Annotated in this window: 18 protein-coding genes; 13 read left to right on the forward strand and 5 right to left on the reverse strand. The window is 67.7% G+C overall.

Features of this window, described 5'->3' with window-relative positions:
* Nucleotides 1–5 precede the first annotated feature (5 nt).
* The 12 genes from ACFTSF_RS29980 to ACFTSF_RS30035 all read left to right on the forward strand — a co-directional run bounded on the left by ACFTSF_RS29980 (nt 6) and on the right by ACFTSF_RS30035 (nt 10,034).
* Nucleotides 6–809: an ABC transporter ATP-binding protein gene (locus tag ACFTSF_RS29980; protein ID WP_344158642.1), complete on the forward strand. Its 804-nt coding sequence runs from the start codon at nt 6–8 to the stop codon at nt 807–809.
* Nucleotides 806–1,585 (forward strand): ABC transporter permease, encoded by a 780-nt coding sequence (locus ACFTSF_RS29985; protein ID WP_380157532.1) that lies wholly within the window; start codon nt 806–808, stop codon nt 1,583–1,585. The genes ACFTSF_RS29980 and ACFTSF_RS29985 overlap by 4 nt, the downstream gene beginning before the upstream one ends.
* A complete protein-coding gene (locus ACFTSF_RS29990) occupies nt 1,582–2,670 on the forward strand; it encodes an Ldh family oxidoreductase (protein WP_380157534.1) in 1,089 nt (362 codons plus the stop codon). The genes ACFTSF_RS29985 and ACFTSF_RS29990 overlap by 4 nt, the downstream gene beginning before the upstream one ends.
* Nucleotides 2,670–3,104 carry a RidA family protein gene (locus tag ACFTSF_RS29995; RefSeq protein WP_380157536.1) on the forward strand — a complete coding sequence of 145 codons (435 nt, stop codon included), beginning with the start codon at nt 2,670–2,672 and terminating at the stop codon, nt 3,102–3,104. The genes ACFTSF_RS29990 and ACFTSF_RS29995 overlap by 1 nt, the downstream gene beginning before the upstream one ends.
* A 1-nt stretch (nt 3,105) precedes the next feature.
* On the forward strand, nt 3,106–3,942 hold the full coding sequence (locus tag ACFTSF_RS30000; protein ID WP_380157538.1) for a fumarylacetoacetate hydrolase family protein: 837 nt from the start codon (nt 3,106–3,108) through the stop codon (nt 3,940–3,942).
* A complete protein-coding gene (locus ACFTSF_RS30005) occupies nt 3,939–4,637 on the forward strand; it encodes a GntR family transcriptional regulator (protein WP_344158632.1) in 699 nt (232 codons plus the stop codon). The genes ACFTSF_RS30000 and ACFTSF_RS30005 overlap by 4 nt, the downstream gene beginning before the upstream one ends.
* Nucleotides 4,634–5,359, forward strand: coding sequence for an SDR family NAD(P)-dependent oxidoreductase (locus tag ACFTSF_RS30010; protein WP_380157541.1), 726 nt, complete (start codon nt 4,634–4,636; stop codon nt 5,357–5,359). Before ACFTSF_RS30005 ends, ACFTSF_RS30010 begins: the two co-directional genes overlap by 4 nt.
* Nucleotides 5,356–6,939, forward strand: a complete 1,584-nt coding sequence (locus ACFTSF_RS30015; protein WP_380157543.1) for an FAD-dependent monooxygenase — start codon at nt 5,356–5,358, stop codon at nt 6,937–6,939. The genes ACFTSF_RS30010 and ACFTSF_RS30015 overlap by 4 nt, the downstream gene beginning before the upstream one ends.
* Nucleotides 6,939–7,331, forward strand: coding sequence for a cupin domain-containing protein (locus tag ACFTSF_RS30020; RefSeq protein WP_380157545.1), 393 nt, complete (start codon nt 6,939–6,941; stop codon nt 7,329–7,331). The genes ACFTSF_RS30015 and ACFTSF_RS30020 overlap by 1 nt, the downstream gene beginning before the upstream one ends.
* 1 nt (nt 7,332) lies before the next feature.
* Nucleotides 7,333–8,232 (forward strand): amidohydrolase family protein, encoded by a 900-nt coding sequence (locus tag ACFTSF_RS30025; protein ID WP_344158624.1) that lies wholly within the window; start codon nt 7,333–7,335, stop codon nt 8,230–8,232.
* 52 nt (nt 8,233–8,284) lie between these two features.
* Nucleotides 8,285–9,232: a zinc-binding alcohol dehydrogenase family protein gene (locus tag ACFTSF_RS30030; protein WP_380157547.1), complete on the forward strand. Its 948-nt coding sequence runs from the start codon at nt 8,285–8,287 to the stop codon at nt 9,230–9,232.
* A gap of 109 nt (nt 9,233–9,341) precedes the next feature.
* Nucleotides 9,342–10,034, forward strand: coding sequence for a GntR family transcriptional regulator (locus ACFTSF_RS30035; RefSeq protein ID WP_380157548.1), 693 nt, complete (start codon nt 9,342–9,344; stop codon nt 10,032–10,034).
* A 5-nt stretch (nt 10,035–10,039) separates the two neighbouring features.
* On the opposite strand, the gene ACFTSF_RS30040 is transcribed toward ACFTSF_RS30035, so the two are convergent.
* The 5 genes from ACFTSF_RS30040 to ACFTSF_RS30060 form a co-directional block, all read right to left on the reverse strand.
* The gene (locus tag ACFTSF_RS30040) at nt 10,040–10,651 is read right to left on the reverse strand and encodes an SMI1/KNR4 family protein (RefSeq protein ID WP_380157550.1); all 612 of its coding nucleotides are present in this window, start codon (nt 10,649–10,651) and stop codon (nt 10,040–10,042) included.
* Nucleotides 10,648–11,109, reverse strand: a complete 462-nt coding sequence (locus tag ACFTSF_RS30045) for a PPOX class F420-dependent oxidoreductase (RefSeq protein ID WP_380157552.1) — start codon at nt 11,107–11,109, stop codon at nt 10,648–10,650. The genes ACFTSF_RS30040 and ACFTSF_RS30045 overlap by 4 nt, the downstream gene beginning before the upstream one ends.
* Nucleotides 11,110–11,296: 187 nt before the next feature.
* Nucleotides 11,297–12,250, reverse strand: coding sequence for a hypothetical protein (locus ACFTSF_RS30050; RefSeq protein ID WP_380157554.1), 954 nt, complete (start codon nt 12,248–12,250; stop codon nt 11,297–11,299).
* Between the two features lie 274 nt (nt 12,251–12,524).
* Nucleotides 12,525–12,884, reverse strand: a complete 360-nt coding sequence (locus tag ACFTSF_RS30055; protein ID WP_380157555.1) for a hypothetical protein — start codon at nt 12,882–12,884, stop codon at nt 12,525–12,527.
* Nucleotides 12,881–13,420 carry a hypothetical protein gene (locus tag ACFTSF_RS30060; RefSeq protein WP_380157557.1) on the reverse strand — a complete coding sequence of 180 codons (540 nt, stop codon included), beginning with the start codon at nt 13,418–13,420 and terminating at the stop codon, nt 12,881–12,883. Before ACFTSF_RS30060 ends, ACFTSF_RS30055 begins: the two co-directional genes overlap by 4 nt.
* 75 nt (nt 13,421–13,495) lie before the next feature.
* Between ACFTSF_RS30060 and ACFTSF_RS30065 the strand changes: the two genes are divergently transcribed.
* Complete coding sequence (locus tag ACFTSF_RS30065) at nt 13,496–14,215, forward strand: hypothetical protein (RefSeq protein WP_380157559.1); 720 nt, start codon at nt 13,496–13,498, stop codon at nt 14,213–14,215.
* Nucleotides 14,216–14,399 lie beyond the last annotated feature (184 nt).

The following is a 14,399-nucleotide window of genomic DNA, read 5'->3' on the forward strand; positions in this document are numbered from 1 at the left end:
GCCGCATGATCCGGCTGGACGGTGTGGGTCAGGTCTTCGACGGACGCGAGGGCTCGATCACGGCCCTCGAGAAGATCGATCTGCACGTCCGCGCCGGTGAGTTCGTCACGCTGATCGGCCGGTCCGGGTGTGGCAAGTCCACCCTGCTCCGGCTGATCGCGGGACTGCTGTCGCCGACCTCGGGCACGGTCAAGGTGGCGGGGGAGCCCGTCACCGGACCGCGTCCGGATGTCGCGTTCATGTTCCAGCGTCCGGCGCTGCTGGCCTGGCGGTCGGTGCTGTCCAACGTGCTGCTGCCGGTGGAACTGGACCGCACGATCCGCGACCGGACGGCGTACAAGAACCGGGCGCATGAGCTGCTCGAGCTGGTCGGGTTACAAGGGTTCGAACGGCGGTTGCCGCACGAGCTGTCCGGTGGGATGCAGCAGCGCGTGTCGCTGTGCCGGTCGCTGATCCGCGACCCTCAGGTGATGCTCATGGACGAACCGTTCTCCGCACTCGACGCGCTCACCCGGACCGAGCTGTCCGAGGAACTGCAGCGGATCAAGATGGAGCTGTCCACCACGATCGTGTTCGTCACGCACTCGATCGACGAAGCCGTCGTACTGGCCGACCGGGCCGTTGTCCTCTCTCCCCGGCCGGGTCGCCTGCGCGACGTCGTCGACATCGACATCCCGAGGCCGCGAAGCCTCGGTCAGAACAGTCATCTGGAGGATGTCGCCCGGATCAGCGCCCGGCTGCACGCGCTGCTGGCCGACAAGACGCCGCCGATCGCCGAGCGGCTGGTCGACGAGGTGTGGCCGCGATGACGAAGCGTTCCTGGTGGACCGAGTCCCGGGCCGCCGCCATCCTGCTTCCGATCGTCGGCCTGGTCGCGGTGATCGCGCTCTGGTGGCTGGCCACGATCGCCTTCTCGGTGCCGGACTACCTGGTGCCGAGCCCGGGCGACGTACTGGTCAGGTTCAGCCAGGACCCGGTGATGATGCTGCAGAACGCCGGGGTCTCGCTGCTGGAGACACTCGAGGGGTTCCTGCTCGCGATCGTGGTCGGGATCCCGATCGCGTTGCTGATCGTCCGGTCGGCGATTCTCGAGCGGCTGGTCTACCCGCTGCTGCTGATGGTGAACGCGATCCCGAAGGTCGCGATCGCGCCGCTGCTGGTGGTGTGGATGGGCTTCGGTCAGGGGCCGAAGGTCCTGATGGTGCTGCTGATGTGCTTCTTCCCGATCGTCATCTCGACCGCCCAGGGGATGAAGTCCACCCCGGTCGAGCTGGTCGAGCTGCTCCGGTCGCTGAACGCGAGCCGGACCCAGGAGTTCTTCAAGCTCCGGCTCTGGCACGCGCTGCCGCAGATCTTCACCGGACTCAAGGTCGCGATCTCGCTGGCCGTGATCGGTTCGGTGATCGGTGAGTTCGTCGGCGCCACCCAGGGGCTGGGCTATCTGATCTACACGTCCGGTGCGAGTGCCGACACCGCGCTGGCGTTCGCGTCGATCACCTTGCTCAGCATCATGAGCATCATCTTGTTCTACGGGTTGGTCCTGCTGGAGCACCTGCTGCTGCCGTGGGCGCAGGAGAGCCGGTGACAACTCAGGCATCCGACGCGGATCGCCGCGTCCTGGTCCGGCCGACGTGGCTGGAGGCAACCGTCTCGGCCGTCTTCAGTGCGGTCGGTTTCGAGCCGGACGACGCCGCCTCGATCGCGGTCGCGCTCGTCGAGGCAGACCTGCGCGGGGTCAGTTCGCATGGCATCATGCTCGTCCCGATGTACGTCGATCGGCTGAACGCCGGCGGGGTCACGCGCGAGCGCGAGCTGGACATCGTGTCCGACGCCGGTGCCGCGCTGGTCGCGGATGCCCGCGGCGGGATGGGCCAGCTATCCAGCCCGCAGGCGATGGGCCAGGCGATCGAGCGTGCCGGCCGGTACGGGATCGGCCTGGTGTCGGTCCGCAACGCGCATCACTTCGGTGCGGCCAGTCGCTGGGCCATGCAGGCCGCGCAGGCCGGCTGTATCGGGATCGCGATGTCGAACACCACACCGTTGATGCCCGCGCCGGGCGGCGCCGAGCGACTGGTCGGCAACAATCCGCTGGCGATCGCCGTACCGACTGCTTCCGGTGTGGAGATCGTGCTCGACATGGCGCTGTCGGCCGTTGCCCTGGGCAAGATTCGGTTGGCGGCCTCGGCCGGTCAGCCGATCCCCGACACCTGGGCCACCGACCCGTCCGGCATCCCGACGACAGACCCGGAGGAGGCCGTGCTCGGCATGCTGCTGCCGGCCGCCGGGCACAAGGGATTCGGGCTGGCGCTGATGATCGACGTACTGACTGGGGTTCTGAGCGGTGGCGGCTGGGGCGATCAGGTACGCCCGCTGTACCGCGAGCCGGGTCGGCCGAACGACTGCGCCCACCTGTTCCTGGCGATCGACCCGGAGCTGCTCGGTGGCGCCGACAGCTTCCGCCGCCGCTCGTCCGGGCTGGCGGACCGGGTCCGCGGCAGCGCGACCGCACCAGGGGTGGACCGGCTGTACCTGCCGGGTGAGATCGAGGCGGAACGCGCGGCTCACCAACGGCGGCACGGCGTACTGATCGAGAGGTCGGGATTGGACGGACTGCTGGCGACCGCTCGCGCGGTCGGCGCCGTCATCCCGGCCGGAGGGGTGCTGAACTGATGGCGAAGAGCCAGGTCACGACGACTGAACTGCACAGCCCGAACGGCGTGTTCTCGCAAGCGACCACGGTCGCGGCGACCGGGCGGTTCGTGTTCGTCTCCGGGATGACCGCACGCCGTCCGGACGGCAGCATCGCCGGCGTCGGCGACATCCGGGAACAGACCCGGCAGGTGTGCGAGAACATCTCCGCCGCGGTTCGTGCTGCGGGTGGCACCTTGGCGGATGTCTGCCGGGTGGACGTGTACGTGCGCAACATGGAGGACTTCGCGAAGATCCACGAGGTGCGCGCGCGGTACTTCGTCGAACCGCTGCCGGCTTCGACGATGGTCGAGGTCAGCAAGCTTGCGCATCCGGACTATCTGATCGAGATCAATGCGATTGCGGTGATCGCACCTACTGGGGGTGACTCTATGCGTGGCGTCGAGTGGACCTGAGATGAAGTACGTGATGGTGGCGTACGACGGGGTGGAACGGCCCGGCGTACTCTCCGATGACTCGGTTCTGTTGCTATCGGCAACGGATCTGACGTCGGTGATCGTGGACGGCGCGTCGTTGTCGGGGGAGAAGATCGCTTACTCGCCTGAGCTTTTGCGGCCGCCGTTGCGGCGGTTCCGGCGGGACATCCTGTGTACCGGGTGGAACTACTGGGACCACTTCGAGGAGAGCAAGGGCAAGCGCGAGGGGCAGGACGTCGAGCGTCCGCTGCACCCGACCTTCTTCACGAAGGGGCCGGATGTGGTGATCGGCCCGTACGACGACATCGCGTGGGACCCTGCCATCTCCTCGAAATGGGATTACGAGGCCGAGGTGGCGCTGGTGATCGGCAAGACCGGACGGAACATCCCGGTGGCCGACGCGCTCTCGTATGTCTGGGGCTACACGTTGGCCAACGACGTGTCGCAACGGGACCTGCAGCGAGCGCACGGCGGCCAGTGGCTGAAGGGCAAGAGCGTCGACAACACCATGCCGCTCGGGCCGTGGATCGTGACGGCTGACGAGCTGGGCGACCCACAGGATGTACAGCTGCAGTGCCTGGTGAACGGTGAGGTGCGGCAGGACGCGTCGACACGGCAGATGGCGTTCGACGTGGCCACGCTGATCAGCGAACTGTCGTTCGGGATGACGCTGCGGCCGGGCGACCTGCTGCTGACCGGGACGCCGGCGGGGATCGGTAACGCGCGTGAGCCGCAGGTGTTCCTGCAGGACGGCGATGTGGTGGTCACACGCTCGGACAAGCTCGGTGAACTGCGGAATCGGGTGGTGGCCGTATGAATGGTCCGTTGGAGCTGCTGCCGGGCGGCGGCCGTGGTGGACGCCGGACGCTGGCTGAGCATGCGGCCGCGGAGCTGCACCAGCTGATCCTGTCCGGCGAGCTGCCGAGCGGTACGCCGCTGCGGCTCGTGGAGCTGGCTAACCGGCTCGAGATGAGCCAGATGCCGGTGCGAGAAGGACTCCGCCGGCTGGAGGCGCTCGGACTGGTCGAGATCATCCCGCATCGCGGTGCCTGGGTGCGTGACCTGTCGCTGGAGGACCTGCGGGATACGCACGAGACCCGGCTGGCGCTGGAGTCACTTGCGGTGCGGGCTGCTGCTGAGCGGTTCACCGAAGCTGATGTTGAGAAGGCTGCCGCCGCGCTGGCGGATCACCTGCGGCTGTCACAGGCACAGGACCTGGCTGGTGCTCGGGACGCGCATGCGGACTTCCACTTCGCCGTGTACCGGGCCAGCGGGTCGCAGTGGTTGCCTCGGGCTATTGAGCCGGTGTGGCAGAACAGTGAGCGCTACCGGTTCGGTAGCCCGCTCACCGCGGCGATGATCGAGCAGAACCGATCTGAGCACCAGGCGATCCTCGATGCGTGTGCGGCGCGAGACATTGACGGTGCTGAGACGGCTTTGCGCAGTCACCTCGCTGGTGCGTTCCAGCGGATTACCGAGACGATGACTTCGAGACAGAAGGAGTCGTCGTGAAGGTGACCTTTGACGCGACCGGAGTGGTCGTCGTGATCACCGGTGGCGCTCAAGGCATCGGTGCGGCGCTGGCGAGCGCGATCACGTCGTACGGCGGGACTGCCGTGGTGTTCGACGTGGTGAAGCCGTCTGACCCGGCTGTCTCGTTTGTCGAGGTCGACGTGGCGGATCGGGCGGCTGTGGACTCGGCGGTTGCCGGAGTGGTCGCGCGGTACGGGCGGATCGACGGACTGGTCGCCGGTGCGGCGGTGCAGCCGCGGTCCGCCGTACTGGACCTGGATCCGGCGGAGTGGAGTCGCACGCTCCAGGTGAACCTGGACGGCGTGGTGTGGGCGTGTCAGGCCGTCGTACCGCACATGGTGGCGCAGCGGTCCGGTTCGGTCGTGGTGTTCACCTCTGGGATGGCGTTGACGGGCTATCCGGGTGCGGCGGCGTACGCGACGAGCAAGGCCGGGCTGGTCGCGTTCGCGAAGTCGCTCGCGGCTGAGGTGGCCGCGGACCGGGTGCGGGTGAACGTGGTGGCGCCCGGGGTAATCGACACCGAACAGTTCCGAAATGCGAACCACGGGGTGGACCGGGAGCACTGGCGGGAGACGATAGGGATCGGCGACCCCGAGGACGTGGTCGGCCCGTTGCTGTTCCTGCTGTCCGATGCGGCCACGATGACCGGTTCGACGCTGACCCGGGAGCGGGCCTTCTCTTCTGAAGGGGGTGCCCGGTGACTGCTGACCAGCTGCCGGTCGTCGTCGTGGGTGCCGGTCCGATCGGCCTGACCACGGCACTCGGTCTCGCACACTACGGCGTACCGTTCGTGCTCCTCGAGGAGGACGCGACGCTGTCCTCGGACACCAAGGCCGGTACGACGCTCAGCCGGACCCTGGAGATCTGGAACCGGTACGGCGCGGTCGAGGAGATCCTGAACGCCGCGGTCCGGATCGACGAGATCGGTGACATCGACCGGGCCACCAACACGCCGCGGGCGTCGGTGCGGCTGGCCGAGCTGGTGAATGACACGCAGTTCCCGTTCGTGATCAACCTGCCGCAGCAGCGGATGGAACCGATCCTGGCGGCCGCACTGGAGCGCGCTGGGCACACTGTCCGATTGCAACACCGCGTGACGTCGTTCGAGGTGCTGGACGACCGCGTGGTGCTGCAGGTGGAGACGCCGGACGGTCCGCAGACGCTGGAGGCCGCGCAGCTGCTGGCGTGCGACGGCGGCCGCAGCAAGATCCGCGACGCGCTCGGCGTACCGGTCGTGGGGGAGACGCTGCCCGAGCGGTACATGCTGATCGACGTCGCGGTCGACCTGGACGTCGACAACGCGCGCGACTACCCGTACCTCGCGTACTTCGCGGACAAGACCGAGTGGATGGTGCTGATCCGGCAGCCCGACAACTGGCGGTTCCTGTTCCCGCTGGCACCCGGGGCCGAGACGCCGGGTGACGTGGACCTGCTGGTGAAGGTGAAGCAGTTCATCGGCGAGGTGGACCGCATCGAGCTGCTGGGCACCGTCATCTACAACGTGCACCACCGGGTTGCGGACAAGTGGACAGTCGACCGCAAGGTGTTCCTGATGGGTGACGCCGCGCATCTGATCACCCCGATGTGGGCGCTGGGTCTGAACACCGGTGCGCTCGACGCCTCCAACCTGCCGTGGCGGTTGGCGTGGGTACTGCGCGGCTGGGCCGATCCGGCGTTGCTGGACGGTTACGAGCAGGAGCAGCGGCCGGTCGCGGTCAACGGGTCCGGTGAGATGGCCGAGGCGGCCCGGAAGTACATGTCCCACCAACGTGGTGCGGTGACTGCCGACACGAGTGACTGGGCGACGGCGTACACGAGGACTTTGCTCGGGGTGCGATTGGACGTGGACGGAGTGGGGGACTGGTCGATGGTGGCCACGACCGCCGAGCCGCCCGCCGTACGGGCAGGCGACCGGGCACCTGACCTCGCCTTGCAGGGACCGGCTGGGCGAGTGACGGTTCACGACCTCGTGCGGGAGTCGTTCGTCGCGCTGTACTTCACCGACGTGCGGCGGCGGCCGAAGATCCCGCTCAACGACTCACCTGCGCTCCGCCACTACGCGGTGTCCCGCTGGGACGCGCCGCACGACTCGGGGCTGCGCGACAGGTCGCTGTTCGATCCGGGCAGCGTCGCCACGAACCGGTACGGCGTACCGGCGGAGAGCGTCGTACTGCTGCGGCCGGATGGGCACGTGGCTGCGGTGGCGCCGCTGTCGGCTGGTGTGGCTTTCGAGTTGTACTCGCGCGTCACTGGCCGGCCTGTGCCGCGGGAGGAGGGCTGATGACTTCCTTTGACGAGCCGCTGCGTGAGTTGTTGCTGCAGACGGATGACCTGGAGTGGGTCGAGAAGTCCTTGGACGGGTTGTCGCACAAGATGCTGTGGCGAGACCCGGAGACCGAGGCGTCGATCGCGCTCGTGCGTTTTGAGAAGGGGAGCGGGATTCCGTCGACGCACAAGCATGCGTCGAACCAGTTCATGTTCTGTCTGAGCGGGCGCTACGTGTACGTGCCGACCGGTGTCACGCTCGTCAAGGGCAGCTTCTACTGGAATCCCAAGGGCCTCGTGCACGGGCCGACGCTGGCCGAGGAGACCTCCGTGCTGCTGGAGGTGTACGACGGTCCGCACTATCCGGAGCGGCCGGCGTTCTACGACAACGACGAGGATGCGCGCTGACATGGCGGGCTGGGACGTCCATACGCACCTGATACCGCCGACCGTCCTCACGGCGGCGTACCGGGGTGAGTACGGGCTGTCCGTTGACAGCGGCATGTTGGTGATCGACGGGCAGCGGCTGCCGCTCAAGCGGCTGGCGGACCCGGCAGCTTTGCTGCAGTGGATCGCTAAACAAGAGCTGGATGGCGCTGTGGTCTCGGTGCCGCCGGCTCTGTTCAGGTACGACGCAGGTGTCGAGTGGGCCGAGTTGGTGAACCAGGGGCTCCGTGAGCTCGCCACACCGCAACTGCGGGTGCTCGGTCAGCTGCCGCTGCTGGATCCGGCCGCACCGGCGGTGGCTGCGGCTCTTGCTCGAGAGGGCGTCTTCAGCGGATTCGCCCTCGGTACGCCGGACTATGCCGGCCTCGATCCGGTGTGGCAGGTGCTGCACGAACTGGAAGCTTTCACCCTCATTCATCCAGGACACAGTGACGACAAGCGGCTCCGATCGTTCTACTTGTCGAACCTGTTGGGGAATCCGTACGAGACCGGGGTCGCCGCGGCGTCACTGGTCTTCGCGGATGTGCCGGGCCGGTTCCCGGGGATCCGGTTCTGTTTGTGTCATGGGGGAGGGGTGACGGCGGCGGTGGCGGGACGATGGCAGCGCGGAGTGGAGACGGGCCGGCCGGGGATCGAGGAGCTCTCGATGCCCGTGATCGAGGCGGTCCGCAGTTTCTACGTCGACGACCTCGTGCATGACGAGGCGATGCTGCAGCTGCTCACCAAGACCTTCGGTGCGGCCCATGTGCTGGCCGGTAGCGACTGGCCGTTCCCGATGGGCAGCGATGCGCTCGCGAGCGAGCGCGCGGTGACGGCCGGCGAGCTGACCGCGCCCCTGGCCAAGGAGGTCTCCGACCGGTGAGGTGGCGGTTTCCGTCGAGGGGTGTCGTGATCACATATCAAATGGGGGACAGATGAGGTCGCAGGAGGGGACCGTGCTGCGCAGGCACGGACCTGGCCCGGAGCTGGCGGTCGAAGAGATCGAGCAGACTGCCGGACCGGGGGAGACGCTGGTCGAAATGAGGCTGGCCTCGGTGACGGCCCAGGACCGGACCGCGCTGAGCGGCAAGCAACCGGCAGCGTCATTCACACCGGGCTCCGAGGGGTTCGGTGTGGTCGTGAGCTCGGCAGTCGCCGAGACCGGCGCTGGAGTGGTGCTGCGCGGCGAAGGGGTCGGCGTGACCAGGCCTGGGCTGTGGGGCCGGTACGCCGTCGTACCCGATGCGGCTGTCCATCCGGTACCGGCGTCTCTGGACCCGGCGACCGCGCTGGCGTTGCTGACACCGGCGTTGACCGCACACACCGCCGTACGGAGAGTTGGTCAGGTGCGCGCTGGTGAGACGGTCGTCGTCACCGGCATCACCGGACTGGTCGCGCGGCTGTGCGCAGCGGTCGCTCGGTCGGCCGGTGCGGCGCGGGTGATCGGGTTGGCCGGAGTCGTCGAGCCTGTCGACCTGGTTGGTGATCTGGTCGACCAGATCGTCCGCGTGGACGAATTGGGCCAGGTCGGTCGCGACCTGCCGTGGTGCGACCTCGCAGTCGACACTCTGGGCGGTCCAGTGACCAGTGGGGTGCTGGGACACATCACACCGGGAGGGCGAATCGCCCTACTGGGTTACAAGGCCGGTGAGTTCACCACACTCGACCTGCACCAACTGATCGGTCGCGACCTCCGCGTGCTGCCGGTGAACGTGCAGCGGACCACACTCGAACCCGGTGCGGTCGGTCAGGCCCTGGCCGACATCGCACCGGCCCGGCTGCGGCCGGAAGTCGAGCTGTTGCCGGCTGCTCAGGTCAGTGAGGTTCTGGACCGATCCGCTGCCGGTGCACGGTTCTTGCTCGACCTGACCGCCCTCAGCTGAACTTTTTGTGTTGAGCAATCTGTCGGCGAAAGCGCGCACTCGGCCCAGCCTGCCGTACGGTTACCTCCCAGAGCTGTTCTGTGTGGAGGAGAGAGGCAGCCCGCGCCCAATGACCCGACGACTCGAGCTCACGCCTGGGGGACCGACCGGCCGTCGTACTCTCGCCGAGGAGGCCGCCGCCGAGCTGCACGAGCTCATCCTGTCCGGCGAACTCCCCAGCGGTACGGCACTCCGTCTCGAGGAGCTCGCCAAACGCCTGGACATGAGCCAGATGCCCATCCGCGAAGGCCTCCGCCGGATGGCCGCCCTAGGCCTGGTGGAAATCGTGCCCCACAAGGGCGCCTGGGTCCGCGAGCTCTCCCTCGAGGACCTCCGCGACACCCACCAGACCCGCCTCTCGCTGGAGTCACTGGCCGTCCGAGCCGCCGCCACCCGCTTCACCGAAGCCGACGCCGCAGCCGCCCGCACCGCCCTGGCCGAACACGTCCGCCTCTCCAAACTCGGCGACAACATCGCCTCCCGCCAGGCCCACACCGAGTTCCACTTCGCCATCTACCGAGCCGGCGGCTCCCGCTGGCTCCCCCGAGCCATCGAACCCGTCTGGCAGAACAGCGAGCGCTACCGCTTCGGCTCCCGCCAAACCAAAGCCCGCATCGAACAAACCCGCCGCGAACACCAAGCCATCCTCGACGCCTGCATGGCCCACAACGAGTCCCAAGCCGAAACCGCCCTCCGAGACCACCTGGAAGGTGCGATGAAACGCATCACCGAAACCATGGAACGCCGTACCACCAGAGCCTGAAAATCTCAGGCAGGCACGTTGCCCCAGCGAAGGTAGCCGTCATCCACGTGCGGCAGCTCCGGTGAGCGCCCCTTCCTGGAAGCAGCACCTCCGTCGACGAAGGCGCTAGCGATCTCCTCGAGCATCTCGCCGACGCCACCCCACCACGGTGCCCCTGACGGACCGCCCTCCGGATACCACTCCCAAACACACCCGAATTGGTCGCCGTCACGCAGATCGACGTACAACAGACCGGCGTCAGCCGCTTCCGCGATCGGCAGGAAGTTGTCGAGCCAGTCTGTCGACATGCTGCCCGCCGGATCGCCGTCGCCCGACCACGGACCGGCGCCGTGGAGCCCACGCTGGGTCTTCTGCTCGAGGTGCCGCCGCGACAGCATCTCCATCACCGGGATGAGGTTGTAGAGCGTCGGGATCAGCGAACCCGCGATCGAGCGGTGCGTCGTACCGTTGGCGATCTGCAGGTACTCGACCAGGTCCGCCGGTAGTGGCCGGTTCATCGCGGCCTGCAGGTAGCGCAGGTCGACCGCCGTCGCCGGTGGGTTGATGTGCGGCACCGTGGACGGGTGGTTGGTTGCGAGCCAGTCGACGATGCGGGACCAGGACGTGCTGACGGTCACGCGAGGTGCGCCGGGAAGCCTCCGGTGGCCAACGGGCTCCAGCGAGTGGGGGTGATGCGGATGAGGCACTTGCCCTGGTTTTGCATGGCTTCGCGGTACTCGTCCCAGTCGGGGTGCTCGCCGGCGATGGAACGGTAGTAGTCCACCAGCGGCTCCACCGCCTCGGGGAGCTGGATGACCTCACCCTCACCGTCCACCTGCACCCACGCGCCGTTCCAATCGTCCGACAGCACCACGACGCTGGTCTGCGGATTCCGCTCGACGTTGGTGCTCTTGGCACGCTGCGGGTACGACGAGATGACGATGCGCCCCGCGGGGTCGACACCACCGGACACAGGCGACGCCTGCGGCGTACCGTCCGCTCGAGTGGTGATCAGCAGCATGTGATGACGCGGCCGCACAAACTCCAGCAGCCCCTCAAGATCAACCTTGGTGTTGGTAGCAATGGTCCTCGGCATACCCACCACCCTATGCGCCACATCCACCCTCACCCCCAACCCACCGTCCCCCGACCGAAGCCACCGTGCCCCGCGACCGAAGCCACCGTGCGAATGTGATGAGTCGCCCGGTGAATGTGGGAACCGTGTCGCTGGATATCGATTGCCAGCGACACGGTTGTCACATTCGACATGCGCCTGGGGGAGGTCAGGCAGCGTAGGAGTGGTGGAGCCATCGGCGAGAGGCGATGGGAATGGTTAGGCAGGCGCGGTGGGCCTCTTGGATGCGAGTGATCAGGGCGGGCGGGTTCCGTAGGTCCAGAGCTGTGACTCGAAGGACTGTCAGACCAGTGCGTTCGAGACCCTCTTCGCGGTGGTTGTCGCGGGTCTGCTGGCCGAGATCCCAGTGGTACTCGCCGTCGTACTCGAGGGCAAGACCGCCAAATGACTCCAGCAGGTCGACGATGCCGAGGAATCTCCCGTCGAGGTCGTAAACCGGTGCGTTGACAAGGAGTTGGGTCAGGCCTGCTGCGCGGCAGATCATCCGCAGCCTCGACTCAGGCGGCGACGCCGCTCGCCCGTTGAGCAGCGGTAGCGCGTCGCGCAGTTGGCGAACACCACGACGCCGGGAGTGGGCGGCTTCGTACGCCGCGATCGCCGTCGCATCCACAAGTCCGGCATGGACAAGGCCGTCGCCCGCAACGACGGCCTCGGTCAAGTCCGGCGCGAACCTCATCAAGTCGTACGCCGTCCGGGCGCCGGCCGTGCACGGTACGCCGGCTACCTGCACCACGTCTTCAGGTTCCAGCGCTGCACGCAAGGACCGGATGCCGGGACGATTCACCACGGTGTTCGGCGGGATCGCCACCAGTACAGGTTCACCGAGCCGGCCCTGCGCGGCGATGGCCGATCCCCAGCCACCGTCCAGCACCGTGACTCCTTGCAGATATGCGGAAGCCCAGCCGCCGACAACGCCGCCGTACGGCATGACCGCGACCGCATCCAGGATGCGCTGCCTGACGGGATCTCTGACCTGCGCCGACCGGTGATAGCCGAAATGCGGCGAGCTCCAGGAACCCGACTCCAACTGTGCCCGCGTAACTCCGGTAGCGAGCAGATCCATCCTGCGACGAGGCATGAACCCGCGACCGATGTATTCCATCCCCCAACGATGCCCTGAATCACCACTCGCCCCAGCAAGTTATCCACAGCCACGCCCGCCACCGAAGCCACCGTGCGTTGCGCCCGCCACCGAAGCCAGCGTGGGGCGACGTCAGCGAGTGTGAGGACCGGGTCGTTGGAAACCCCTTACCGGCGACCAAGTCCTCACAGTCGATGGTCGACTCCCCACATTCGCACGGTGGCTTCGGTCGCGGGGTGGTCTGATTTGCAGGGTGGCTTCGGTCGCGGGGTGGGGGTGGGGGATCGCGGGTGGGTTAGAGGACGGCTGTCTCGTGGACGGTTTGCCACTGGGTGCCTGCTAGTACGGCGGTGGTCCAGCGGGCTGTGCCGATCGAGTGTTGTTCCAGGAACCTGCAGACTGTGGTGTCGGCGGACTGGGCGAGTATCTCGAAGTGGTCGATGGTGATCTTCAGTCCTGGTACGGCGTTGTGGGCTGTGCTCAGTCCGGTCATCAGCTCGTCCTGGCCGACCTTGACGCCGTCGATCGTGATCAGGGTGAAGTCCGGTCGGTGGGCGGCGCGGAAGCGCTCTAGCACCTCCGGACCGGCCGTACCGCCTAGCCAGGCGGCCAGGTTGTCGTGGTGGGTGACCACTGCGTCGTACAGGGTGTTCATGAGAGGTCTCCGTAGAGGGGCAGCGGGTCGATCAGCTGCTCCAGTTCGTGGTCGGTGAGTTGGTTGATGCGGTCCTTGGCGCGCTGGGCCTGTGGGGTGGTGGGGATCTTGCCGGCCAGCAGGCTGGGCAAAGCGATCTCGTAGCCGGCCCGGACGCGTGGGGCGTAGCGGTGGCGGGTGCGGGCGACGGCTGAGGACACCCGGAGCGCGTGTTCGTTCAGGTACTGGACACCCGGTCGGTCGGTCTCCCGGGCGGCGAAGCGGTAGCCGTTCGCGCGGTCGCAGGCGGTGCAGCCGAGTGGGCCGGCGCCGAGGCCGGATCCGCACTCGGAACAGGTCAGCTGCTTGAGTGCGCCGTCCACGACTCGCCAGTCGAACTCGGAGGTGTCCTGGAGGACGACCTCGGCCAGGTCGCGGGCTTCCGGCGTACCGGGGGTGACGCCGGACTCTGCGCAGAGCGCCTGCCAGGCGGTGTCGATGCTGTCCTCGACCTCCTCCAGCGCGCGCCGGAAGGAGGGGTGGTCGACACGGAGCATGCTCGGACGATAACCGTTCGGAGGGTTGTGGACGACCGGATTGACACAGTCGAACAGGTGTTCGAACATGGGATCATGACGGGGATCACGGCGCTCGACGAGGCTCGTGCCTTCCTGTCCACGACGAAGGCGCGGGGCGCAAAGGCCCGGGTGCAGCAAGCGCTGGACACGGCGACGGTGGACAGGGCGCTGCCGACGTCACCGGTGGTCTCCGAGCTGCTGGCGGGAGCCCCACTGCGCGGCGGTGCGGTGTACTCCGTGCAGGGGTCGACGGCGCTGGTGATGGCGTTGATGGCGGGACCGTCCGCGGAAGGTGCCTGGTGTGGCGTGGTCGGCATGCCGTCGTTCGGTGCGGAGGCGGCGCAGGCGCTAGGCGTCGACCTGGAGCGCCTCGTGCTGGTGCCGGAGCCGGGTCCCGAGTGGCTCAGTGTGGTTGCTGCATTGGTTGATGCGCTGAGCGTCGTCGTGGTTCGGCCGCCCGGTGAGGTCACACCAGGGGAGGCGTCCCGTCTGGCGGCCCGGTTGCGGACCCGTGGTGCGCTGCTGATCGCCTCCGGTTCCTGGCCGGGCAGTGAAGCCCGACTGGAGATCGAGAGCAACACCTGGACCGGTCTGGGTGACGGCGAAGGACTCCTCGAGGCCCGCCAAGCCACCGTCGCCGTCACCACCCGCCGAGCCGGCACCACCCCACGCCGCCACCACCTCTGGCTCCCAGCCCCTGACGGCACCCTCAACACCATCACCCCACCCGCTCTCAGCACCGCCCCCACCTGGCAAGAAGAGGCGGTCGGCTGATGCGCGGGGTGGCACCTGCCTGGGCGGGGAGGGGGAGAGGCGCCACCCTCCCCGCCCCCACACCCGCTTGGGGTTTGCGGTGGGAGAGGCGCCACCCTTCCCGCCCCGACACCTGCCGGGGTTTCGTGGTGGGGAGAGGCGCCACCCTCCCCGCCCCCACACCCGCTGGGGGTTTGTGGTGAGG

This window comes from Kribbella sp. NPDC056951, from assembly GCF_042674205.1.
Lineage (GTDB): Bacteria > Actinomycetota > Actinomycetes > Propionibacteriales > Kribbellaceae > Kribbella > Kribbella yunnanensis.

Coding starts and splice junctions, on each gene's coding strand:
- ACFTSF_RS30055 (WP_380157555.1), bottom strand. CDS start 12,884: ATGAACACCCTGTACGACGCAGTGGTCACCCACCACGACAACCTGGCC.
- ACFTSF_RS30000 (WP_380157538.1), top strand. CDS start 3,106: ATGAAGTACGTGATGGTGGCGTACGACGGGGTGGAACGGCCCGGCGTA.
- ACFTSF_RS30035 (WP_380157548.1), top strand. CDS start 9,342: ATGACCCGACGACTCGAGCTCACGCCTGGGGGACCGACCGGCCGTCGT.
- ACFTSF_RS30030 (WP_380157547.1), top strand. CDS start 8,285: ATGAGGTCGCAGGAGGGGACCGTGCTGCGCAGGCACGGACCTGGCCCG.
- ACFTSF_RS29995 (WP_380157536.1), top strand. CDS start 2,670: ATGGCGAAGAGCCAGGTCACGACGACTGAACTGCACAGCCCGAACGGC.
- ACFTSF_RS29980 (WP_344158642.1), top strand. CDS start 6: ATGATCCGGCTGGACGGTGTGGGTCAGGTCTTCGACGGACGCGAGGGC.
- ACFTSF_RS30045 (WP_380157552.1), bottom strand. CDS start 11,109: ATGCCGAGGACCATTGCTACCAACACCAAGGTTGATCTTGAGGGGCTG.
- ACFTSF_RS30020 (WP_380157545.1), top strand. CDS start 6,939: ATGACTTCCTTTGACGAGCCGCTGCGTGAGTTGTTGCTGCAGACGGAT.
- ACFTSF_RS30025 (WP_344158624.1), top strand. CDS start 7,333: ATGGCGGGCTGGGACGTCCATACGCACCTGATACCGCCGACCGTCCTC.
- ACFTSF_RS30060 (WP_380157557.1), bottom strand. CDS start 13,420: ATGCTCCGTGTCGACCACCCCTCCTTCCGGCGCGCGCTGGAGGAGGTC.
- ACFTSF_RS30065 (WP_380157559.1), top strand. CDS start 13,496: ATGACGGGGATCACGGCGCTCGACGAGGCTCGTGCCTTCCTGTCCACG.
- ACFTSF_RS30005 (WP_344158632.1), top strand. CDS start 3,939: ATGAATGGTCCGTTGGAGCTGCTGCCGGGCGGCGGCCGTGGTGGACGC.
- ACFTSF_RS29985 (WP_380157532.1), top strand. CDS start 806: ATGACGAAGCGTTCCTGGTGGACCGAGTCCCGGGCCGCCGCCATCCTG.
- ACFTSF_RS30050 (WP_380157554.1), bottom strand. CDS start 12,250: ATGGAATACATCGGTCGCGGGTTCATGCCTCGTCGCAGGATGGATCTG.